Genomic DNA, 13,718 nt, shown 5'->3' on the forward strand with positions numbered 1-13,718 from the left:
TCAGATTTTCAAGAGATGGCGGATCACGAACACGCTGGCAAAGCCGGCGGCCATGAAGCAGGCGGTGGCGACCAGCGAGCGCGGCGACAGGCGCGCCACGCCGCAGACGCCGTGCCCGCTGGTGCAGCCCGAACCATAGCGCGTTCCCACGCCGACCAGCAGACCGGCCGCAATCAGGGCGGCGTAATCCGCATCAATCTGCAGCACCGGCAGCCCGGCGAACAGGCCATAGACCAGCGGCGCGCCGACCAGGCCCAGAACGAATGCCGCGCGCCAGGCGATGTCGCCCCCGACCGGCTTGAGCAGCCCGCCCAGCACGCCGCTGATGCCGGCAATGCGCCCGTTGAGCAGCAAAAACAGGGCCGCCGCCAGCCCGATCAAAGCGCCGCCAGCCAGTGACGACCAAGGCGTGAAATGGTTCCAGTCGATGTTCATGAGGTTTCTTTCGGGCAGTAAAGACGGTGCAGCACCGCAACGATTTCCAGCATCGCCGGGTCAGCCACGCTGTAGTAGATGTTCTTGCCCTGGCGCCGCGTGTTCACCACGCCTTCGGCGCGCAGGACGCCCAGTTGCTGCGACAGCGTCGGCTGGCGAATGCCCAGCTGCGCCTCCAGTTCGCTGACGCACAGCTCGCCTTGCGACAGCTGGCACAGCAGCAGCAGCCGGTCTTCATTGGCCAGCAGCTTCAGGGCGGCAACCGCCTGGGCTGCGCCTTGGCGCAAGGTGTCGGTGTCAATCACGGGGTGGGAAAGTAGCATCTGGCTGCCTGCAAGGTTTGAGTTGACTTTAATATACCAGTATATATAATATTGGTCAATACATTGAAAAGGTTCACATGCGCATCCAAGCTGAAACCCAAGCGTTTTTCGACCCTGCCACCCACACCGTCACCTATGTGCTGTGGGACAAGGCCAGCCGCCACGCGGCGGTGATCGACCCGGTGCTTGACTACGATTTCAAGTCCGGCCACACCCACACGGAATCGGCCGAACGCGTGCTGGCGTTCCTGCAAGAGCACCAGCTGCAAGTGGACTGGATTCTTGAAACCCATGCCCATGCCGACCACTTGTCAGGCGCGCATTACCTGCAGGAACGCATCGGCGGGCGCATCGCCATCGGCGAACACATCCGCGAAGTGCAGACGGTCTTCAGCAAGCTGTTTAATTTTGAACGCAGCTTCATGCCCGACGGCAAGCAGTTTGACCATCTGTTCAAGGATGGCGAGACTTTCATGATCGGCGGGGTTCAGGCCACGGCGCTGCTCGTGCCGGGCCACACACCGGCTGACATGGCGTATCGGGTAGAAGGCGCGGTGTTTGTCGGCGACACCCTGTTCATGCCCGACGTGGGCACGGCCCGTGCCGATTTTCCAGGCGGTGATGCGCATCAGCTTTACCGCTCCATCCACCGCATCCTGCAATTGCCGCCCGACACCGTGGTCTACGTTTGCCACGACTACCCCCCGACATCGCGCGAACCCGCATGGCAGACCACGGTGGCCGAGCAACGCGCCCGCAACATTCACGTGCGGGACGGTATCAGCGAAGACGAATTTGTGGCCATGCGCATGGCCCGCGATGCCACTCTGGACATGCCGACGCTGATCCTGCCGGCGATCCAGGTCAATGTGCGTGCCGGGGAGATGCCACCGGCTGACGACAACGGCATCGCATACATGCGCATTCCAATCAACACCCTGCCGGGGCATGGCTGATTTGACCTGCGGGCACAATGCAGCCCTTCCTTGTTTAACTGAATGAACCGAACCACCCGATGACCCCTGCTGTTTGCCTGCATTCCGGCCGCTACGACGCCGCCATCATTGATCTGGACGGCACGATGGTCGACACGCTGGGCGACTTCGTGGTGGCGCTCAGGCTGATGCTGGCCGAGGTGTTGCCGCCCGAATACGCCGGCGTGGCGCTCGGTTCGGCCGAGGTGGGCCGCAGGGTCGGCAAGGGCTCCGAGCATCTTGTGCAATCAGTGCTGAATCATGTGTTTGCGCAAGCAGGACGGGCAGATGCAGCTATTGATTCAGTCGCTTTTTACGAACGCGCCCAGGCCAGCTACCAGCGGCACTATGCGGCCATCAATGGCCAGCATTCAACGCTTTATCCGGGCGTGCTGGAAGGCCTGGACACGCTGCGCAAAAGCGGGCTGCCGCTTGTTTGCCTGACCAACAAGCCGCTGGCCTTTGCCCGCACCCTGCTCAGGCAAAAAAACCTGGACGGGTTTTTCAGCGAAGTCTTCGGCGGTGATTCGTTCGAGCGCAAGAAGCCCGATCCGCTGCCGCTGTTGAAGGCCTGCGAGTTCCTGAAAACGCAGCCATCCCGCACGCTGATGATTGGCGACTCCAGCAACGACGCCCGGGCGGCGCGCGCTGCGGGCTGTCCGGTGCTGCTGGTGACCTACGGCTACAACCATGGCGAACCGGTGCGCGCGGTGGATGCCGACGGCTTTGTCGATTCGCTGGCCGAACTGGCTGAACTGCGCTGACGCTGCTCAGCGCCGCCGCAACCGAAGGGGTTCAGGCCGCCTTGCCCAGCAGCTCTTCCTTGAGTTTCCAGTCGGCCGGCTTGGTGCCCAGCCAGATGCGCAGCATGGCGTTGTAAAACTCGATTTCCTTGACCGGCTCGCCCTGCGGCTTGCCCTTGACCGAAATCACGGTGCCGGTGCCGGGAATCCAGTCAAGGGTGAAGTTTTCACCCGGCAGCATTTTTTTCTGGTCTGAAAACACCTGGCTCATCTTGAGCAGGCCCGGAATCAGCCGGGACATCTCGTTTCTGGCTGCGTTTTCTTCAAAGGCCTTGGTAAAGCTCTTGCCGAGTTCATTCGAGTCGATCTCGCGCAGCATTGTGATGCTGATGCGCTTGGAACCTGGCGCGGCAAAGACCTCCTCCGGGGTGGCGGCCTTTTTTTCAAGGTACAGCGCCGCGACATAGACCTTGAACACCGCCTTGTAGCGGATGCCGACGCCATTCAGCGGCAGCCTGGCGCCCGCCAGTTCCACCGGATCAGCGAGAGTGATGCCCGACACCTCCACCGGCGCTGCCAGAAGCCCTGCCGACAGCATCAGGGCGGCCATGCCCGCCAGGCATCGATTGGGAAAAGTCATGAAGAGGCTCCTGAAAATTTGGAATGGAACGGTGGCTCGCTGGCGAGGCCAATTGTGCAGTCCCTGCCCGCCCGCACACAAGAAGGGTTTGCCATGAGGGTTGCCAATCGCACAGCGCAGCCCGGTGACTTTTCGGTGCTGGGCCGGGGCCTGCGGCTGTTTGCTACACTTTGGCCAACATGTCCATTCAACACATCGTTCAAACAGCTTTTGCAAGCCGGGGAGCCTGGCTTTGGCGCCCCTGTCGTTCACGGCACGCCTGAGGCGCGCATGGCCCTGAGCCTGCCTTGCCACTGGCACCGCTGCCATCTCCTGAACTGATGCGCCCATGCCCTGCGCCAAGCGTCTACCGGCCCCGGACTTCGGGGCATTTTGAATCACGGACGCCCGCGTTTTTGACACGCAGCGCTTTTTCCGTAAAAGGACACACAGTGATGACCGAACTTGAATTCAAGAGCCTTGCAGCGCAAGGCTACAACCGCATCCCGCTGATGCTCGAAGCCTTTGCCGACCTGGAAACCCCGCTGTCGCTCTACCTCAAGCTGGCCCATGCAAAAGACGGCGGCAAGTACAGCTTCCTGCTCGAATCGGTGGTGGGCGGCGAACGTTTCGGTCGCTACAGCTTCATCGGCCTGCCGGCGCGCACGCTGCTGCGCTCGTCGGGCTTTGGTGTTGATACGCTGACCGAAGTCGTGACCGATGGCCAGGTGGTTGAAACCTCCAAAGCCAATCCGCTGGACTTCATCAGCGACTACCAGCAGCGCTTCAAGGTCGCGCTGCGGCCCGGATTGCCGCGTTTTTGCGGCGGTCTGGCGGGCTACTTCGGCTATGACGCGGTGCGCTACATCGAGAAAAAGCTCGAAAGCACCTGCCCGCCCGACACGCTGGGCTGTCCCGACATCCTGCTGCTGCAGTGCGAGGAACTGGCGGTCATCGACAACCTGTCGGGCAAGCTCTACCTCATCGTCTATGCCGACCCGGCACGGCCCGAAGCCTATGCCAATGCCAAGAAGCGCCTGCGTGAACTCAAGGAGCAACTGAAGTATTCAGTCAGTGCGCCCGTCGTCAAGCCTTCCCAAGGCTACCCGGCCGAGCGCGAATTCGCCAAGGCCGACTACATTGCCGCCGTGGAGCGCGCCAAGAAGCTGATCGAAGGCGGCGACTTCATGCAGGTGCAGGTCGGCCAGCGCATCCGAAAGCGCTACACCGAGTCGCCGCTGTCGCTGTACCGCGCGCTGCGTTCGCTCAACCCGTCGCCGTACATGTACTACTACCACTTTGGCGACTTCCATGTGGTCGGCGCCTCGCCCGAGATCCTGGTGCGTCAGGAGCAGGTCGAGCAGGGGCAAAAGATCACCATCCGCCCGCTGGCCGGCACCCGGCCGCGCGCCTCGTCGCTGGAAGCCGACAAGGCCGCCGAGATTGAGCTGATCAACGACCCGAAGGAGCGTGCCGAGCACGTCATGCTGATCGACCTGGCGCGCAACGACATTGGCCGCATCGCCAAGACCGGCACGGTGAAGGTGACCGAAGCCTTTGCCGTCGAGCGCTACAGCCATGTGATGCATATCGTCAGCAACGTCGAGGGCATTTTGAATGACGGTATGACGAGCATGGACGTGCTCAAGGCGACCTTTCCGGCCGGCACGCTGACCGGCGCGCCGAAAGTGCATGCGATGGAGCTGATCGACCAGCTGGAGCCGACCAAGCGCGGCCTGTACGGTGGCGCCTGCGGCTACCTCAGCTACGCCGGTGACATGGACGTGGCGATTGCGATCCGCACCGGCATCATCAAGGACGGCACGCTGTATGTGCAGGCCGCGGCCGGCGTGGTCGCCGACTCGGTGGCCGAACTTGAATGGAAAGAAACCGAAGCCAAGGCGCGCGCGCTGCTGCGCGCCAGTGAACTGGTCGAAGAAGGGCTGGAGTGATCGCCATGGCCCTGATGCATAAAGTGGAACACTGCGAAAGCATGGCCGACGTGCGCCGCAACATCGACGCACTGGACGAGCGCATCGTCGCGCTGATGGCCGAACGCAGCGGCTACATGACGCAAGCCGCGCGCATCAAGCAGGCGGCCGATCAGGTGCATGACCAGGCGCGCATCGACTTCATCGTCGAGCGGGTCAAAGCCATGGCGGCAGAGCAGGGCGCGCCCGAAGCCGTGATCGAGGCCGCCTACCGCGCGATGATTGACGCGTCCATTGAATTTGAGCATGGCGAATTCAAGCGCCTGCGCCAGGAAGGAAGCCCGCCATGAAACTTTTGATGATCGATAACTACGACAGCTTTACCTACAACATCGTCCAGTATTTTGGCGAACTGGGCGCCGAGGTGGAAGTGTTCCGCAACGACGAGATCACCGTGGCCGACATGGCCGCCAGACTCGACGCCGGGCAGCTCGACCGCCTGGTGATCTCGCCCGGCCCGTGCTCGCCGGCCGAGGCCGGGATTTCGGTCGCGGCGATCCAGCACTTTGCTGGCAAGCTGCCGATTCTGGGCGTCTGCCTGGGGCATCAGGCGATAGGCGCGGCGTTTGGCGGCAAGATCATCCGCGCGCAGGAGTTGATGCATGGCAAGACCAGCGTCATCACCACCACGCAGCAGGGCGTGTTCGCCGGCCTGCCGGAGCAGTTCACGGTGAACCGCTACCACTCGCTGGCGATTGAAAAATCGTCCTGCCCCGAGGTGCTCGAAGTCACCGCCTGGACCGACGATGGCGAAATCATGGGCGTGCGGCACAAGACGCTGCCGATCCAGGGCGTGCAGTTTCATCCGGAATCCATCCTGACCGAGCATGGCCATGCGATGCTGAAAAATTTCCTGGCGCAGCAGGCGTGATGCTTGCTACCGAATCAATAGCTGCTTGTGCCCGTCCACCTTGCGCCAAAGGCCAAAATGACTGAAAAAATGATTGATCTGCGCAGCGACACCGTCACGCAACCGACGCCGGCCATGCGCGACGCCATGCTGGCGGCCCCGCTGGGCGACGATGTGTTTGGCGGCGACCCGAGCGTCAATGCCTTGCAGGAAAAAATCGCCGGTCTGCTGGGTTTCGAGGCCGCGCTGTTCGTGCCCACCGGCACGCAAAGCAACCTGTGCGCCATCCTTGCGCACTGCCAGCGCGGCGATGAATACATCGTCGGCCAGCAAGCGCATTGCTACCGCTGGGAAGGCGGCGGCGCGGCGGTGTTCGGCAGCGTGCAGCCGCAGCCGCTGAACCACCAGCCAGACGGCACACTGCTGCTGTCTGACATCGACGCGGCCATCAAGCCCGACGACGCGCATTTCGCCCGCACACGGCTGCTGGCGCTGGAAAACACACTGGGCGGCAAGCTGCTGCCGTTTGACTATCTGCAGCAGGCGACGCAACTGGCGAAAGACCGGGGTTTGATGCGGCATCTGGACGGCGCGCGGCTGTTCAATGCCGCCGTGGCGCAGGCGCTGCAAACCGGCAGTGATGCCTTCACCGAAGCGCGGCGCATCGCCCAGTGTTTTGACAGCGTGTCGGTGTGCTTCAGCAAGGGGCTGGGCGCGCCGGTTGGCTCAGCGCTGTGCGGCTCGCGTGAGTTCATTGCGCGCGCGCACCGCATCCGCAAAATGGCCGGCGGTGGCATGCGTCAGGCCGGCATGCTGGCGGCGGCCGCCTCGCATGCGCTGGACCACCATGTCGTGCGGCTGGCGCAAGACCATGCGCTGGCGCAGCGGCTGGCCGACGGGCTGGCAGGCATCGAAGGCCTGCAGGTCGAGGCACCGCAGACCAACATCGTGTTTGTTGACCTGAGCGGGGCCGCGCGCCACCAGTCGGCTGCCTTGCTGCAGCATCTGGCGGCGCACGGCGTTCAGGCCACGGGGCTGTACCGCCTGCGGTTTGTCACCCACCTGGATGTTGATGCCGCTGGTGTCGATGGCGCAGTTGCCACGATCCGCCAGTTTTTCAACGCCTGAAGCCGGCACCAGTCCATGGGCATTGACCACCTTGCGCTGTTTGTCGTCGCCGGCCTGGTGCTCAACCTGACGCCTGGCCCCGATGTGCTTTACATCGTGACGAATGCGCTGCGTTCGGGCGCCCGCACGGGAATAGTCGCGGCCCTGGGCATCACGGCCGGGTGCTTTGTGCATATCTTTGCCGCAGCGATTGGCGTGAGCGCGCTGATGGCGGCGTCCGCCACCGCGTTCACCCTGCTCAAATGGGTAGGCGCCGCCTATCTGGTGTGGATCGGCCTGCGCATGCTGCTGGCACGCGCTCCATCGCCGGGTGCATCTATTGCTATTAATTCAATAGCTGTTCGCGCTTATCCGGAAAGCGCAAAGGCCCTAAAACGTGTATTTTTCCAGGGTTTCTGGACGAATGCGCTCAATCCCAAGGTCGCGCTGTTTTTCCTGGCCTTCGTGCCGCAGTTCATCGCGCCCGGTGTGCAACACAAAGCGCTGGCGTTCCTGCTGCTTGGCCTGCTGTTCAACTTCAATGCCCTGTGGGTCAACATTGGCTGGGCCGCAGTGGCTGCCTGGATGGCCGGGCGCATGGCGTCGGTCCAACATGTCCTGCAGGGGCTGGAGCGCGCCGCCGGCCTGATGTTCATCGGGTTCGGCCTGAAGCTGGCCTTTTCCGATCATCCGACGACCTGATCCTTCACATCAACAAAAAGCCGAACAGGAAACCCCATGCCCCACAGCCACAAGATCACGGCCAGCGAAGCGCTGCAACGCACCATCGAGCACCGCGAGATTTTCCATGACGAAATGCTGCACATCATGCGGCTCATCATGAGCGGAGAAATGTCGCCGCTCATGACGGCAGCGCTGATCACCGGCCTGCGCGTGAAGAAGGAAACCATCGGCGAAATCACCGCCGCCGCGCAGGTGATGCGCGAGTTCTCCACCAAGGTGCATGTTGCCGACAAGACGCATCTGGTCGATATCGTCGGCACCGGCGGTGACGGCTCGCACACCTTCAACATCTCGACCTGCGCCATGTTCGTAGCGGCGGCGGCCGGCGCCCGGGTCAGCAAGCACGGCGGGCGCAGTGTCAGCAGCAAGTCCGGCAGCGCCGACGTGGTCGAGTCACTGGGCATTTCGCTCAAGCTGGCGCCCGAGGCGATTGCCCGCTGCATCGCCGAAGTGGGCGTCGGCTTCATGTTTGCGCCAAACCACCATCCGGCCATGAAGAACGTCGCGCCGGTGCGCAAGGAACTCGGCATTCGCACGATCTTCAACATCCTCGGCCCGCTGACCAACCCGGCCAGTGCCCCAAATATCCTGATGGGCGTGTTCCACCCCGACCTGGTCGGCATCCAGGTCCGCGCCCTGCAGCGCCTGGGCGCCGAGCACGCGCTGGTGGTTTATGGCAAGGACGGCATGGACGAGGTCAGCCTGGGCGCGGCCACCGTGGTCGGCGAACTCAAGGACGGCGAGATCATCGAATACGAAATCCATCCTGAAGACTTCGGCCTGTCGATGGCCGGCAACCGCGCCCTGCGGGTTGAAACACCCGAGCAGTCCAAGGCCATGCTGATGGGCGTGCTCGACAACCAGCCGGGCGCCCCGCGCGACATCGTGATTCTGAATGCCGGCGCGGCACTGTATGCCGCCAATGTCGTCAATTCGATGAAGGAGGGCGTGCACAAAGCACGAACCGCTATCGAATCAGGAGCCGCCAAGGCTAAACTGGCGCAATTGGTCGCCTTCAGCCAGTCGGTTTCGGCTTAAGGCAGCATGGCGCGATCCCGGTGTCTGGATTGCGCCGGGCGTGTCGCTGGTGTTTATCGTCGCCGGATTCGTCATGCACCGCATCTTTTTGAAAATCCTCAAAAACGGCTCATCCGAGTCCTTCGTTTCATCCGCCGGGCAGGCCCAGCCATCGCCCGCAATCCCACCACTGGAATCCCATGAGTGACATTTTGAACAAGATCATTGCCGTCAAGCGCCTGGAAGTCGCCGACGCCCTTAACCGCAAGCCGCTGGCAGCAATGCGCCAGGACGCCGAATCGCGCGTCCAGACCCGCGACTTCGTCGGCGCGCTGCGCGCCAGGATCGCGGCAGGCAAACCCGCCGTGATTGCAGAAATCAAGAAGGCCAGCCCGTCCAAGGGCGTGCTGCGCAGCGATTTCATTCCCGCCGACATTGCGCAAAGCTATGCCGAGGCCGGCGCAGCCTGCCTGTCGGTGCTGACCGACCAGCAGTTTTTCCAGGGCAGTATCGACTACCTGAAGCAGGCCCGAGCGTCGTGCAGCCTGCCGGTGTTGCGCAAAGACTTCATCATCGACGCCTACCAGATCTATGAATCGCGCGTCATGGGCGCCGACTGCATCCTGCTGATCGCCGCTTGCCTGGACGATGCGCAAATGAAGGCTTTCGAGGCGCTGGCGATGTCGCTCGACATGGCGGTGCTGGTCGAGGTGCATGACGAGGCGGAACTGGCGCGGGCGCTCATGCTCAAAACGCCGCTGATCGGCATCAACAACCGCAACCTGAACACCTTCGAGGTCTCGCTGGACACCACGCTGTCGCTGATGGGCAAGGTGCCTGCAGAGCGTCTGCTGGTGACCGAGTCGGGCATCATGACGCCAGAAGACGTCAAGCGCCTGCGCGATGTCAATATCAACGCCTTCCTGGTTGGCGAAGCCTTCATGCGCGCCGACGAACCGGGCGAGGCACTGGTCGAACTGTTTGGTGAGTAAACAAAGGAGCGTGTGATGGCGCAGGAAAATTTTTCCCCAACGTCGGAGGCCACAAATTCCGGCCAGTTGATGAGTGCCGATCCGTCGCACTGGCCGGTTGCGCTTGACTGGAACCCGGCCGTGGACGAATTTTTTGCCAGTGCCACCGGGCACAAGCTGCTGACATTTCTGCGCGCCCGTCTGGAGGCTGGCGCAGTGATCTTTCCGCCGCAGCCTTTACGTGCGCTTGAACTGACGTCCGCCCAATCGGTGCGGGTCGTTATTCTGGGCCAGGACCCCTACCATGGGCGGGGGCAGGGCGAAGGGCTGGCGTTCTCTGTGGCGCCCGGTGTGGCGCTGCCGCCGTCGCTGCGCAATATCTTCAAGGAGCTGCAGCGCGACCTGGGCACGCCACCGCCCAAATTTCCGGTGCCTGGCGGCAGTCTGGTCAACTGGGCCACCCATGGCATTTTGCTTCTCAACACCTGCCTGACGGTGGAAGAGGGCAAGGCTGCCAGTCATGCCGGCAAGGGCTGGGAAATGCTGACAGACAACGTGATCCGCCAGGTTTCAGCCGGCGATCATGCCGTGCTGTTCATGCTCTGGGGCGCGCATGCGCAGTCCAAGCGCGTGCTGATCGACGAGGCGCGCCACAAGGTGCTTGTGGCCAACCATCCCTCGCCGCTGTCCGCCATGCGCCCGCCATTGCCTTTTATTGGCTGCGGGCATTTCTCGCAGGCGCGCGAGTGGCGTCAGGCACATCCAAAGGCTTGATTGCCAGTTTGTGAAAGCGTTTCACGGCGTGTTAAAGATTAAAGCTGGGTTGTTAACGAGATCCATATTTTCTTGAAAAAGAGTGGCATAATCCGTGATTCGCTTGAAGGATGGGTGTCCGAGTGGTTAAAGGAGGCAGACTGTAAATCTGTTCGCTAACGCGTACGCTGGTTCGAATCCAGCCCCATCCACCAAATTCTGAATGATTCTCTTGAGTTTGCATCGCAGCTTGACAGTTTCGTGTAGTTTTTGGGTTGTAAGGTGAGTTGAGTGTGAGTTGATCTGGCAGGGCTGCGCGGGAGTAGTTCAATGGTAGAACCCTAGCCTTCCAAGCTAATGACGCGGGTCCGATTCCCGTCTCCCGCTCCAGAGTGCTGAGGCACTTGGAAATTTGCAGGTCAGCATTGCATCGTTTGCCGCAAGAGAGTTTTTGAATTCAGCCCATTTGGCTCAGTGGCAGAGCACTCCCTTGGTAAGGGAGAGGTCCCGGGTCCGATTCCCGGAATGGGCACCATTTTTAAGTTGGTTGCAGTGTGTCTGTGCAGCTAACGGTGGTTTGTTAACTAGTTTTGTAACTTTTCGGAGTTGAAAATGGGAAAAGAGAAATTTTCGCGGACCAAGCCGCACGTGAACGTTGGCACGATTGGCCACGTTGACCATGGCAAGACCACGCTGACGGCGGCGATTGCGACCGTGCTGGCGGCCAAGTTCGGCGGCGAAGCCAAGGCCTACGATCAAATCGATGCGGCACCTGAAGAAAAAGCGCGCGGCATCACGATCAACACCGCCCACGTCGAGTACGAAACGGCTGCGCGCCATTACGCCCACGTCGACTGCCCAGGCCACGCTGACTATGTGAAGAACATGATCACCGGTGCAGCGCAGATGGACGGCGCTATCTTGGTGTGCTCGGCCGCTGACGGCCCGATGCCCCAGACGCGCGAGCACATCTTGCTGGCCCGCCAGGTGGGCGTGCCTTACATCATCGTGTTCCTGAACAAGTGCGACATGGTTGACGACGCCGAGTTGTTGGAACTCGTCGAAATGGAAGTGCGCGAGCTGCTCGACAAGTACGATTTCCCGGGTGACGACACCCCCATCATTCACGGCTCTGCCAAGCTCGCCCTCGAAGGCGACAAGGGCCCGCTGGGTGAGGAAGCCATCATGAAGCTGGCCGACGCCCTCGATAACTACATCCCACTGCCAGAGCGCGCGATTGACGGCGCCTTCCTGATGCCCGTGGAAGACGTGTTCTCGATTTCCGGTCGCGGCACCGTGGTGACCGGCCGTATCGAGCGCGGCATTGTCAAGGTCGGCGAAGAAATCGAGATCGTCGGTATTGCCGATACGCAAAAGACCATCTGCACCGGCGTGGAAATGTTCCGCAAACTGCTCGACCAGGGCCAGGCGGGCGACAACGTCGGCATCTTGCTGCGCGGCACCAAGCGTGAAGACGTGCAGCGCGGCCAAGTGCTGTGCAAGCCCGGCACGATCAAGCCACACACGCACTTCACTGGCGAGATCTATGTCTTGTCCAAGGACGAGGGTGGCCGCCACACGCCTTTCTTCAACAACTACCGCCCGCAGTTTTACTTCCGCACGACGGACGTGACGGGTGCGATCGAGTTGCCAGAAGGCAAGGAAATGGTCATGCCAGGCGACAACGTGTCGATCACCGTGAAGCTGATCAACCCGATTGCCATGGAAGAAGGCCTGCGCTTCGCCATCCGCGAAGGTGGCCGTACCGTGGGCGCTGGCGTTGTTGCCAAGATCCTCGCGTAATTAATTGGTTAAAAGTTTGATGCAGGGGTATAGCTCAATTGGCAGAGCGTCGGTCTCCAAAACCGAAGGTTGATGGTTCGATTCCTTCTGCCCCTGCCACCCGATTGTTGAGGTTGTCAACATCGAAGATGGTTTGAAAAGATAATAAGCAAGCCCGCCAGGAGTTGAAAGCTTCGGGTGGGCTCAAGCGTCTGCAAGGATGCACGAAGATTGAACAGGAAATTCGGCAACTATGGCCTCTACTCAAGTTGAAACCGTCAGCACCAATGCGGACAAAGCCAAGCTGGGCTTGGCTGTGGTGCTGGTGCTGGCCTCTCTTGTCGGTTTTTATCTGCTGGCCAAGCAAGGTCAGTTAGTGCAGTGGGGTGTCTTGCTTGTTGGTCTGGTTGTCGCTGTTCTTGTTTTTGTATCGTCAGAACTTGGCAGGCAGTTTCTGGCCTTCGGTCGTGACTCGGTCCGTGAAGTTAAAAAAGTTGTCTGGCCTGAGCGGAAAGAGGCTGTCCAGATGACGGCTTACGTATTCGGCTTTGTGGTGGTGATGGCATTGTTTTTGTGGCTCACGGACAAGACGCTCGAATGGGTGTTTTACGACTTGATCCTGGGATGGAAAAGATAATGAGTGATCTGAACGATACGACCGCCAGAGATGTCGTTGTAGCTGATGCATCCCATGCGTTGGCCCCTGGCATGCAATGGTATGTTGTTCACGCTTATTCCGGCATGGAAAAAGCGGCAGAACGCAATATCGTCGAGCGCATCAACCGTGCCGGCATGCAATCCAAGTTTGGGCGCTTCCTGGTGCCTACCGAAGAAGTGGTAGAAATCAAGAATGGCCAGAAGAAGACGACAGAACGTCGATTCTTCCCTGGTTATGTGTTGGTCGAAATGGTCATGGATGACGAGACCTGGCACTTGGTAAAGCACACCAACAAAGTCACGGGTTTCGTCGGCGGTGCAAAAAACCGTCCCTCCCCAATTTCTGAAGAAGAAGTGCAAAAGATCGTCAGCCAGATGCAGGTTGGTACTGACAAGCCTCGCCACAAAGTCGAGTTTGAAACGGGAGAATACGTCCGCGTCAAGGATGGACCGTTCACCGATTTCAATGGCACTGTGGAAGAAGTCAACTACGAGAAGAACAAGGTCCGTGTGTCGGTCACGATTTTCGGACGGGCGACGCCGGTTGAGCTTGAATTCAGCCAGATCGAAAAAACCTGATACCCACTTCTTTTCGTAACAAGCCAAGTAAACACTTGGGAATGATTAGATAAAATTTTGCGCCTTGCAACTCGGCGTGAAGGATTCCAAAGAATCCGTTTTGAGTTGTGTAACCCCCGGGAAGCTTGTGAGCTGTCGTTTGACAGATCTCAGGCGTTATGACCCGCAAGGAG

17 protein-coding genes and 4 tRNA genes are annotated in these 13,718 nt (G+C 60.6%); 18 read left to right on the plus strand and 3 right to left on the minus strand.

Annotation, left to right across the window (positions count from 1 at the left end; all coding sequences use genetic code 11):
- Both H4V98_RS04595 and H4V98_RS04600 read right to left on the minus strand, forming a co-directional pair.
- Positions 1-435, minus strand: a complete 435-nt coding sequence (locus tag H4V98_RS04595; RefSeq protein WP_196864935.1) for a YeeE/YedE family protein — start codon at positions 433-435, stop codon at positions 1-3.
- Positions 432-758 (minus strand): metalloregulator ArsR/SmtB family transcription factor, encoded by a 327-nt coding sequence (locus tag H4V98_RS04600; protein WP_036808496.1) that lies wholly within the window; start codon positions 756-758, stop codon positions 432-434. The genes H4V98_RS04595 and H4V98_RS04600 overlap by 4 nt, the downstream gene beginning before the upstream one ends.
- A gap of 77 nt (positions 759-835) precedes the next feature.
- On the opposite strand from H4V98_RS04600, the gene H4V98_RS04605 reads away from it, so the two are divergent.
- Positions 836-1,714, plus strand: a complete 879-nt coding sequence (locus H4V98_RS04605) for an MBL fold metallo-hydrolase (protein WP_196864934.1) — start codon at positions 836-838, stop codon at positions 1,712-1,714.
- Between the two features lie 59 nt (positions 1,715-1,773).
- On the plus strand, positions 1,774-2,496 hold the full coding sequence (gene gph, locus H4V98_RS04610; protein WP_196864933.1) for a phosphoglycolate phosphatase: 723 nt from the start codon (positions 1,774-1,776) through the stop codon (positions 2,494-2,496).
- Between the two features lie 31 nt (positions 2,497-2,527).
- Here the strand turns inward: gph and H4V98_RS04615 are convergent, their stop codons facing one another.
- Positions 2,528-3,115, minus strand: a complete 588-nt coding sequence (locus tag H4V98_RS04615) for a chalcone isomerase family protein (RefSeq protein WP_196864932.1) — start codon at positions 3,113-3,115, stop codon at positions 2,528-2,530.
- Positions 3,116-3,208: 93 nt separating this feature from the next.
- Here H4V98_RS04615 and H4V98_RS04620 point away from each other — a divergent pair, with 93 nt between their 5' ends.
- The 16 genes from H4V98_RS04620 (at position 3,209) to nusG (ending at position 13,545) form a co-directional block, all read left to right on the plus strand.
- Complete coding sequence (locus H4V98_RS04620; RefSeq protein ID WP_196864931.1) at positions 3,209-3,436, plus strand: hypothetical protein; 228 nt, start codon at positions 3,209-3,211, stop codon at positions 3,434-3,436.
- Positions 3,437-3,546: 110 nt separating this feature from the next.
- Positions 3,547-5,046 carry an anthranilate synthase component I gene (gene trpE / locus H4V98_RS04625; protein ID WP_196864930.1) on the plus strand — a complete coding sequence of 500 codons (1,500 nt, stop codon included), beginning with the start codon at positions 3,547-3,549 and terminating at the stop codon, positions 5,044-5,046.
- A gap of 5 nt (positions 5,047-5,051) precedes the next feature.
- The gene (locus H4V98_RS04630; RefSeq protein WP_196864929.1) at positions 5,052-5,375 is read left to right on the plus strand and encodes a chorismate mutase; all 324 of its coding nucleotides are present in this window, start codon (positions 5,052-5,054) and stop codon (positions 5,373-5,375) included.
- Positions 5,372-5,956, plus strand: coding sequence for an aminodeoxychorismate/anthranilate synthase component II (locus tag H4V98_RS04635; protein ID WP_196864928.1), 585 nt, complete (start codon positions 5,372-5,374; stop codon positions 5,954-5,956). The genes H4V98_RS04630 and H4V98_RS04635 overlap by 4 nt, the downstream gene beginning before the upstream one ends.
- Positions 5,957-6,013: 57 nt before the next feature.
- Entirely contained in the window at positions 6,014-7,063 is a 1,050-nt protein-coding gene (ltaE, locus tag H4V98_RS04640; protein WP_196864927.1) for a low-specificity L-threonine aldolase, read from the plus strand.
- Between the two features lie 15 nt (positions 7,064-7,078).
- Positions 7,079-7,744 (plus strand): LysE family translocator, encoded by a 666-nt coding sequence (locus tag H4V98_RS04645; RefSeq protein WP_196864926.1) that lies wholly within the window; start codon positions 7,079-7,081, stop codon positions 7,742-7,744.
- Positions 7,745-7,780: 36 nt separating this feature from the next.
- On the plus strand, positions 7,781-8,824 hold the full coding sequence (trpD, locus tag H4V98_RS04650; RefSeq protein WP_196864925.1) for an anthranilate phosphoribosyltransferase: 1,044 nt from the start codon (positions 7,781-7,783) through the stop codon (positions 8,822-8,824).
- A 179-nt stretch (positions 8,825-9,003) separates the two neighbouring features.
- Positions 9,004-9,795 carry an indole-3-glycerol phosphate synthase TrpC gene (gene trpC / locus H4V98_RS04655; RefSeq protein ID WP_196864924.1) on the plus strand — a complete coding sequence of 264 codons (792 nt, stop codon included), beginning with the start codon at positions 9,004-9,006 and terminating at the stop codon, positions 9,793-9,795.
- 15 nt (positions 9,796-9,810) lie between these two features.
- Entirely contained in the window at positions 9,811-10,548 is a 738-nt protein-coding gene (locus tag H4V98_RS04660; protein ID WP_196864923.1) for a uracil-DNA glycosylase, read from the plus strand.
- A 108-nt stretch (positions 10,549-10,656) separates the two neighbouring features.
- Positions 10,657-10,742, plus strand: a tRNA-Tyr gene (locus H4V98_RS04665).
- Positions 10,743-10,843: 101 nt separating this feature from the next.
- A tRNA-Gly gene (locus tag H4V98_RS04670) sits at positions 10,844-10,917 on the plus strand.
- Positions 10,918-10,987: 70 nt separating this feature from the next.
- Positions 10,988-11,062, plus strand: a tRNA-Thr gene (locus tag H4V98_RS04675).
- A gap of 77 nt (positions 11,063-11,139) precedes the next feature.
- The gene (gene tuf, locus H4V98_RS04680) at positions 11,140-12,330 is read left to right on the plus strand and encodes an elongation factor Tu (protein WP_036807038.1); all 1,191 of its coding nucleotides are present in this window, start codon (positions 11,140-11,142) and stop codon (positions 12,328-12,330) included.
- A 23-nt stretch (positions 12,331-12,353) separates the two neighbouring features.
- A tRNA-Trp gene (locus H4V98_RS04685) sits at positions 12,354-12,429 on the plus strand.
- 133 nt (positions 12,430-12,562) lie between these two features.
- Positions 12,563-12,946, plus strand: a complete 384-nt coding sequence (gene secE / locus H4V98_RS04690) for a preprotein translocase subunit SecE (protein ID WP_196865018.1) — start codon at positions 12,563-12,565, stop codon at positions 12,944-12,946.
- Positions 12,946-13,545, plus strand: a complete 600-nt coding sequence (gene nusG / locus H4V98_RS04695; RefSeq protein ID WP_196865017.1) for a transcription termination/antitermination protein NusG — start codon at positions 12,946-12,948, stop codon at positions 13,543-13,545. Before secE ends, nusG begins: the two co-directional genes overlap by 1 nt.
- The last annotated feature ends 173 nt before the right edge of the window (positions 13,546-13,718 follow it).

Origin of the sequence: Polaromonas sp. CG_23.6 (assembly GCF_029892315.1) — a bacterium.
Lineage (GTDB): Bacteria > Pseudomonadota > Gammaproteobacteria > Burkholderiales > Burkholderiaceae_C > Polaromonas.